The 6,616-nt window shown below is 54.6% G+C and carries 7 protein-coding genes and 1 pseudogene; 4 read left to right on the top strand and 4 right to left on the bottom strand.

The window, feature by feature from the left end:
* The coding region (locus BIY29_RS19230; protein WP_121576627.1) for an IS3 family transposase at positions 1-497 on the top strand (497 nt) is incomplete at its 5' end.
* A 24-nt stretch (positions 498-521) separates the two neighbouring features.
* Here the strand turns inward: BIY29_RS19230 and BIY29_RS19235 are convergent.
* Together BIY29_RS19235 and BIY29_RS19240 are read right to left on the bottom strand one after the other, a co-directional pair.
* Positions 522-1,286, bottom strand: a pseudogene (locus tag BIY29_RS19235) (tyrosine-type recombinase/integrase); the annotation flags it as partial.
* A 38-nt stretch (positions 1,287-1,324) separates the two neighbouring features.
* Positions 1,325-4,276, bottom strand: a complete 2,952-nt coding sequence (locus tag BIY29_RS19240) for a CHC2 zinc finger domain-containing protein (RefSeq protein WP_121576629.1) — start codon at positions 4,274-4,276, stop codon at positions 1,325-1,327.
* A 130-nt stretch (positions 4,277-4,406) separates the two neighbouring features.
* On the opposite strand from BIY29_RS19240, the gene BIY29_RS19245 reads away from it, so the two are divergent.
* The 3 genes from BIY29_RS19245 (at position 4,407) to BIY29_RS19255 (ending at position 5,487) form a co-directional block, all read left to right on the top strand.
* On the top strand, positions 4,407-4,748 hold the full coding sequence (locus tag BIY29_RS19245; RefSeq protein ID WP_338067788.1) for a helix-turn-helix domain-containing protein: 342 nt from the start codon (positions 4,407-4,409) through the stop codon (positions 4,746-4,748).
* 65 nt (positions 4,749-4,813) lie between these two features.
* Positions 4,814-5,143, top strand: coding sequence for a SymE family type I addiction module toxin (locus tag BIY29_RS19250; protein ID WP_121576631.1), 330 nt, complete (start codon positions 4,814-4,816; stop codon positions 5,141-5,143).
* Positions 5,140-5,487: a SymE family type I addiction module toxin gene (locus BIY29_RS19255; RefSeq protein WP_121576632.1), complete on the top strand. Its 348-nt coding sequence runs from the start codon at positions 5,140-5,142 to the stop codon at positions 5,485-5,487. The genes BIY29_RS19250 and BIY29_RS19255 overlap by 4 nt, the downstream gene beginning before the upstream one ends.
* 55 nt (positions 5,488-5,542) lie before the next feature.
* On the opposite strand, the gene BIY29_RS19260 is transcribed toward BIY29_RS19255, so the two are convergent.
* Entirely contained in the window at positions 5,543-6,205 is a 663-nt protein-coding gene (locus BIY29_RS19260; RefSeq protein ID WP_121576633.1) for a hypothetical protein, read from the bottom strand.
* A gap of 214 nt (positions 6,206-6,419) precedes the next feature.
* The coding region (locus BIY29_RS19265) for an integrase core domain-containing protein (protein ID WP_147437182.1) at positions 6,420-6,616 on the bottom strand (197 nt) is incomplete at its 5' end.

The raw sequence follows: 6,616 nt of genomic DNA on the forward strand, positions 1-6,616 counted from the left end.
AGGCATTGAATACCTGGTGGTCGGGTGATATTACCTACTTGCGCACCGCTCAGGGATGGTTATATCTGGCTATCGTCATGGACTTATGTTCAAGAAAAATAGTCAGTTGGGCCTTCTCAGATAAACCTGACAGCGCTCTGACTACTCGGGCCTTGAGGCTGGCGGTAAATAAACGACGACCAACAGGGTCAGTGGTGTTTCATAGCGATCAAGGAGCGCAATATACCAGCGCGCAGTTCCAGTATTGCCAGGAGGAACTTGATGTGACAGGCAGTATGAGCCGGAAAGGAAACTGTCTGGATAATGCCGTTACAGAGAGGTTTTTCCGCAGTCTGAAAGCAGAAAGAGTTAACTATCGTCGCTATGAAACCCGAAGTCAGGGTATTGCAGACGTTATCGATTATATCGATAGTTTTTATAATCTGAAAAGGCGGCATTATAAGCTGGGAAATATATCGCCGGACGAATATGAACGGCGACTACAGCAATGTGCCTAAATCAGTGTCCGGTTTTATTTGACCGTTACACTCTCTGCGGATAGCGTTTCCCGCCAGTTGCGTCAGCGTCGAGCGCCCCAGCTTCCTGCCGTGTATCGTCACGAACAGATACCCGCTGTCATAACGGGTCGTCAGTCGCGGCCTCACCGCGTCCAGATAACGCTGCGTCCACACCAGCGCCCTCATCCCCACCGGCACCACCCGGTCTTTTCGTCCCTTGCCCTGCCTCACAACCAGCCCGCCGCGTCCCACGTCCACGTCAACCCGCAGCAGATTCGTCAGTTCCGAACGTCTCAGCCCTGTGCTCCACAGCATTTCCAGTACCGCACGGTTACGCAAGCCCGTTAATGTCTGTGTGTCCTGCGCGTCCAGCACCGCTTCGGTTTCCTCCACGCTCAGTACCTGTGCCGGTAGCCTTGTCCCCACTTTCGGCAACACCAACTGCTCTGACGGGTTGTACAGGATATGGTGACGCGTCAGCAGCCAGCGCAGCAGCGCTCGTATCGCCGACAACCGGTTAAGCTGCCCGCCCAACGTCAGCCCATGTCCGTCCGCCTTGCGATACTGTCTCAGATGCCGCTGATACCCTTCCAGCACCGCCAGACTCACCTGTGCGGCCAGCGTCACGCCCCGTTGTTCGCACCACGTCACGAACGGCCTTAACCGCTCCCCGTAGGCCTCCACCGTCCGGGCGCTGCGGCCCGTTGCGGTCAGATGCTCAAGATAACTCAGGGTATGCTGGCGCAGCGTAGTTTGGGAAGACGCGGCTAAAGCGGAAGGGTTTCTCATGGTGGCGCGTCCTGCGTGATGATGGGGTGATAATGTGATTACGGTACGATGGGCTTATCTTGTGTCGCCGGAACAGCGTTCTTCACCTTAACCAGACTTGTGGCAGGCGAACCTTTATCCGGCGCGGCTTGGCGCGATTTCCCCGCCCCAGACTTGGCCCCGACCTGGGGCAGACTTGACCCTGACTTGCCACTGTCAGACCCAGACTTGCGTGAGTCGTACCCCTTATTTTCAGGCGCTTCCGGTTCGATTAACCCGCACAGGTGCGCCCCTTCCGGCACCGTGCCGTCCCACAGCAGTTCGTACTGCAACAGATGGCCCCGGCTCCCGCCATGTACCAGCAGGTATTCCATTTCGACCAGCCGCAGGCAGTGCAGCTTAAGCTGGCTGTCACTCCACTGCGTCGCGCTGCGGATATCCCGCCGGGTAAAGCGTACCTCGCCCGGTTTTCGGCTCTGCGCCAGTGCAAGCTGGTTGACCATGCCCTGTATCAGCATCAGCAACTTGCGCGTCTGCGGCGGCATTTCGTCCAGCGTCCGGCCCAGTATCTCGTGCGCCAGCCGGTTGGCCAGCACGATATCCGACCGCTCGACTTCGATATACTCGATAACCTGCCCACGGTGCGAGACGGTTTTGACTTCCCGCTGGTACTGGTGCAGCAGCGCGATGCTTTGTATCAGCGTCAGGTATTTCATATGGTCACGGCGGGTGCGCGTCTTGTCGCTCAGGAACGTCAGTTGTGACGCATAGGGATTGACCACGTTCAGCGGACGCAGCAGCCGCTGCGCGTTCTGGTGCAGCCCGGTCAGGTAGTCTCTTTCGTTTTCCATCAGCAACCCTTCCAGCGTTTGCTTGTGGCGCTGCAACGCGTGGATAGCTTCGGTCTGTTCGCGGGATTCGTTCACCGTCAGCACCAGACAGCGGTTTAACAGCTCTTCATCAACATCGATGGCCGTGGTGGTTAACATCAGCATCACCGGGCCTTTCACCGTGTACTGCTTCGTCACCAGATTGCCTGTCGTTTCATCCTTGCCAGTTGACGCTATCGTCAGTTCGCCGTCCGACTGCAACAGCTTCAGCGCATACGCCGCCTGCCGTACCCCTTCCTCTTCCGCTATCGCCAGTATCTTATGCTGTAAGTTCGTTTCGCCCAGATAAAACAGGCTCTGGCCGGTCATGGCCGAGTATTGCAGCCGCTCTTCCGGCGGGATAAGGCCCAGCACCGCGTCCATTAAGCTGGATTTGCCCGCCGCCGAACTGCTCTGTATCAGCACCGCTAACGGTTTATCCAGCTTGCGCGACACCGCCGCCAGATAACCGGCCAGCAGGTTGGTGGATTCGCCCACCACGCCGCAGGCCGCGAGGTCGTCCGTTATCCTGCCGGTAAGGTTCTGGTCGCGCAGCAACGCCAGCGCCTCCGCTTTGGCGTCGTCATCCAGTTCAGGAACGCTTTCACCGTTCATTTCCGGTCGGCTCAGGTGGTTTTCCAGCGCCAGCAGCACCCGCCCCAGCGACTGTTTTAGCGCGCTTTCAGCCAGCCCCAACTCCGCCGCGGCCAGCCGCGCATAACCCGCACGACTGCGGGCGCTCATCATGTCCACGCTGTCCGCGAACACCATGCCGCTGGCCGTATCGAGCACCTGCGCGTTCACTTTCATGACGCCGCTGCCGGCTTTCACCGAGGCCATACCACGGAGTCGCCATTGCTGCCCGGATAAGGTGATTTCAAGTTCACCGTTCGGCAACGCCTCAACCACCACGCCCGGTTCTTCCGCCTGCGCCGTCTTCACCGCCGCAACCCCGGCGGCTAACGCGCAAGGCGGCACCGGTTCGGGCAACACGTCCGGCACCGCCGCATTGAGTTCATCCCTCCCGGCCACGTCAAGCGCCACTGCGTCGTTCATCGGCACCGCGCCGTCGATTAACAGTCCGAACTCACGCGCTGGCTCTGCCACGCTGCACAGCCAGCCGTTGGCGTCCATTCCCGCCGGGAACACAATGCGCAAGCAGACGATACCCTCAGCGGCTAATAAGGACGCCAGCCTGACCGCCGCGTCATTGCCCGCCGGGTCATTGTCATACGCTATCAGCACCTGCCTGACGCCATGCCGGATAAACGCCTGCCGCATCTCATCCGTGAACCCGTTCACCCCATACGCCGCCGTCACATTGCGATAGCCGGACACCCAGAAGCTCATGGCGTCGATTAACGATTCACATAAGATAACCGTCTTACTCGCCATCAGCGCCGGTTCGTTCCACACCCCGCCGTGCGGCCCCGGCAGATACAGATGCAGCGGCGTGCCCTTGCGCAGCCCCTCCGTGATTTTACGCCCGTACAGCTCCCGTATCCGCCCCTGCGTATCGATAACCGGCACCACTAACGACCCCGCCAGATGCTCATGCCCGCTTTCCCGCATCACCCCCAGCGCCTGCAACTGCCCCCGGATGGCCGCGCCCGCCCGCTTCTGTTTTGGCGGCAGACGATACGCCAGCGTCCGGTTGGCGAACCCCAGCTTAAAGGCGGCGACTAACTCAGGATGGTTTAACCGACGCTTTTCCAGATAGGCCACGGCCTCCGGCGCGTTCAGCAGCGTATGGTGGTAGAACTCAACCACGCGGGAGAGCAGCGCCTGACGGCCCGCCTCATCCTCCGCGAACACCGCCGGTTCGTCCTGACCGACCAGCGGCTGAACAGACGGATTTTCGCCCAGTTCGCCGCGCAGCCGTTCCACCGCCTTGCGCAGACTTAAGCGTTCCGTCTGCATCACCCAGTCAATGACCGACCCGCCCGCGTTGCAGCCGAAGCAGTGGTAAAGATTTTTCTCCGGGCTGATAACACACGACGGCGTTTTCTCCTCATGGAACGGACACAGCACCACGAAGTCTTTACCGCGCTTAAACACCTGCCGCCCCTGCGCACGCACCACGTCCACTAACGGCACGGCGGCTTTCAGGTGCTGTAACTCGGCGTCGGGGATGCGGGCCATAAGCGGGTTCCTTAAAAATGCGTCAAGATTCTATTGAGCTTTATTTTAGTATCTTATAGCATACCAATGTCAAGAGGGATATTTACAGGAGGATAGAATGACGAACCACTTTTTTACATGGTCTGATGCTATGACTGTCGGTGTTCGTATCGCTTCTCTGCGTAAACAAAAAGGCTTATCACAACAAGCATTAGCTGACGCGACAGGGATTCATGTCACGCAGATAAAACGCTATGAAGGCGGTAATGCCTTACCCTCTTTCGACGCCCTTAAAAAGCTGTCTCAGGTGCTGCGGGTAACAACGGATTATCTGGTTTTTGAAGAAGATGAGTTGAAGCCTGATGCCGACCTTGCCTTGCAGTTTCAGGCAATCAGTAACATGGAGCCGGAACAGCAGAAGGTTATCAAGCAACTATTGGAAGGGATGATTATCAAGTACGAGGCGGAACGATGGTCATCTAAATTAAAGTAGCGCAATGCATACGGGCTGGCACCCGTACACATTGCTCACCACAACCAACTATCAAGGAGTTGACTATGGCTGACGCGCATTCTACGCCAGATACCACCATTTTTAAAATCTCTCAACCGGAGCGCTATCAGCGTGTCGGTTACCGCCCCAACAAGGGCGACACCTCCACGCCCGCCATCAATATCAGCGGCAAGTGGCTACAGGAAGCCGGGTTCAGCACCGGGCAACCGCTCAAGCTGCGCGTCATGCCGGGCTGCATCGTCATTACCGTGCAGGATTTGCGGGAACTCTGGCGCTGTCTCGAAGGACTCAGCCTGCAACCGTTCGATGAACGCGCCGCCGCACAATGGCTGAACGCTTTTCCCGGCGGGCTGGACAAGGGAGGCGCACAATGAGCATACAGGCGGCGTTTTATCAGGGAGAACTGCCGGCACTGACGTTAACAGGCAGAGAACTGGCTCAGGCGGGCTTTACCGCCAATACCCTGTTCCGTATCAGCCTGTACCGCAACGGATTGATACTCACACGACTCGATGAGGATACCGATATCGCCGCGCTGCTGGCAGAACTCGACGGCCATGACCGCGAGGGCGCCGACTGGATACGCGAGAATGGCGAGCTTTATCTGGCGGGCGACTGGCTGACCCGGAGCGGATTGCCCGGCCAGTCGTTAAATATTGAACTGCTACCCGGGAAGATAATAATTATTCGGGCAGAAGTGGGAACTATGCTGGCTTAATAAAAAAGCCGGAAGGATCGTTGCGATCACTTCCGGCTTTTTACTTTAACCTTAACTAATCAGGCAATAATCCATGATCTTTCAACTTGGTTAATTTAAATTTCGCCAACTCTTCATTAACTGTATTATGCAGTTTATCAATATCCATTTGTGAGCTTACATCCTCTTCCCATGCATTATCACCATTAAATCGCCGTTTAGCTTCATCAGGCCAAGACTTAATAATATCTTTATAACGTAAAAGAAGTTGGTAACTCTTTTCTGTATATCCGAACCAGAACGCCAGTAACACATGGCTTTTCATCGTATGAGCCGGATATATTAGAGAAGTATTGATATCATCTTCATACAGCTTATTAAGCTGACTGAATGATAACTCACCACAGAACGCTATTGGACATTGCTCCCTGAACTTATCAACAAGATCTTGTAAATTTTCTTTATGCCTCTTAAAGCTGATAGAATCACCTACACCTTTTTTATTCAATAAACTATATGGTGTACACATAGTTACAGCAGGAAAAATGCTCAACACTGAATGAGTATGAAAGACAGGAACATAATGTTCACCACTATAAACGGGCTTTAAATAAACACCACATAAAACAGGGCCATTTCTCTTAATTAAATATAGAGTTTTATATTTTTCATAAACATTTAGAGCATTCTTCCAATCATCTAGAACACTCTTTTTTTCAGTTGTAGTTAATGCTTTCATATCATTATCTCGGATGTATTGCAGTTTGCGAACTGACTTTAGGCAGATTATTAATGTTATTTTGCTGTTGGCGTTGACTGATGGGGCTTGTTGAGTTTCGGGTAAATTTATAATCGAAAACTTCACCAGTCTGAGGGTTATAAACATCAGGTCTTGCGCTACCTAGAGTTCCCCTTGAAACTTGATTACCGCCTAAGTGTAGTCCCTCCGATTTTTAGTACCACCGCCAATGAGGATCTCCGGCCAGTTTTTGCCGCGCATAGATAACGGGTGGCATATCACCCAGTGAGCTATGCGGACGTTCTTCGTTGTATTCTGCGCGCCAGTCTTCTGTTAGCACACGGACTTCTGACAGTGTTCTGAACAGATACATGTCAAGTATTTCTGTTCGTAGTGTTTTATTAAATCGAT

The sequence above is a fragment of the Brenneria alni genome (genome assembly GCF_003666245.1).
GTDB lineage: Bacteria > Pseudomonadota > Gammaproteobacteria > Enterobacterales > Enterobacteriaceae > Brenneria > Brenneria alni.